The following is a 1,072-nucleotide window of genomic DNA, read 5'->3' as shown; positions in this document are numbered from 1 at the left end:
CCTGGCGGCGGTGCAGTACTTCACCACCATCAACGCGCCGTTCACACCGGCGAAGTAGGTGGGGAAGACCCAACGAGAAGCTCGTTGGGGGACAGATGGTCTCGCCCGGTCATGGCTGAGCTGCCCCTCGGCCGGGCGAGACCATTCACTTTAGACCAGCCGGGCGGTCCCCGATCTGTAGAACGCTGGACAGAAATTGTCCTCATCGTTCGCTGATCGCGGATCAGCCGAGCCCGCAACGGTCATTGGAAATGACGGAAATGAGAGGCATGATCAGCCCGTCGCACGTGCTGGCAGCGGAGGCATCCGGCCGCCCAGGCACTGTGGTGGTCGGCAATGCCACCTATCCCACACCTGCTCCCGGTGGTAACGGGGGCAATAACAATGACGGGCATTCCCAGCCCATGTCATGTCCTGGTCGTGGTGCTGACTTCCTTCTGCTTTTGGGCTCGAAACGTATGCCCGACGCCGCACGCAGCTTGGGCAGCTCGATGCGGATCCTCAAAGCCGAGGTCAACCAGATGCAAGCGGAGAACACTTCGAGCGACAGCACCGCCGCCACGACATACACGTCACCACAGCCAATCCCCAGCCCGCTACCTTCGCCGACACAGACGTCAGCCCAGCGATCTGCCCATGAAAGCGACCGGCCGCGATGACCTCGCCTCAGCAGATACGCACCAGACAGGACCAGGCAACATGACAGCGTTCTTCTCTATCGCCTTGAGCGAGCTGGCGATCTATGTGGGTGTTGCCTGGTGGTTCAGACAGGCACATAACACCCCGCCCACGGACGGGATGCCACGCACCCGCCGACGCTGGCATGCGGTGCTCGGCGTCGACACCGTGACCGCCCCACCGAGAAAGGTTCTCCCATGACCATCACCTCGGTCATCGTTTCCGGTGCGCGTACTCCGGTGGGCCGGCTGCTCGGATCGCTGAAGGGCTTCAGCGGCTCCGACCTGGGCGGGTTCGCGATCAAGGCGGCGCTGGAGAAGGGCGGGGTGGCGCCCGAGCAGGTCGACTACGTGATCATGGGCCAGGTGCTCACCGCGGGTGGGGGCCAGATCCC

The 1,072-nt window shown here is 63.6% G+C and carries 1 protein-coding gene and 1 pseudogene; both read left to right on the top strand.

Annotated elements, in window-relative coordinates:
• The first annotated feature begins 251 nt into the window (after positions 1–251).
• Positions 252–659 (top strand): twin-arginine translocase TatA/TatE family subunit, encoded by a 408-nt coding sequence (locus tag ACFXN1_RS51910; RefSeq protein ID WP_379446749.1) that lies wholly within the window; start codon positions 252–254, stop codon positions 657–659.
• A gap of 216 nt (positions 660–875) precedes the next feature.
• Positions 876–1,072: pseudogene (locus tag ACFXN1_RS51905) on the top strand (acetyl-CoA C-acyltransferase); the annotation flags it as partial.

The organism is Nocardia sp. NPDC059154 (assembly GCF_042755705.1).
Taxonomy (GTDB): Bacteria; Actinomycetota; Actinomycetes; order Mycobacteriales; family Mycobacteriaceae; genus Nocardia.
This window is presented reverse-complemented; position numbering and strand designations above follow the sequence as displayed.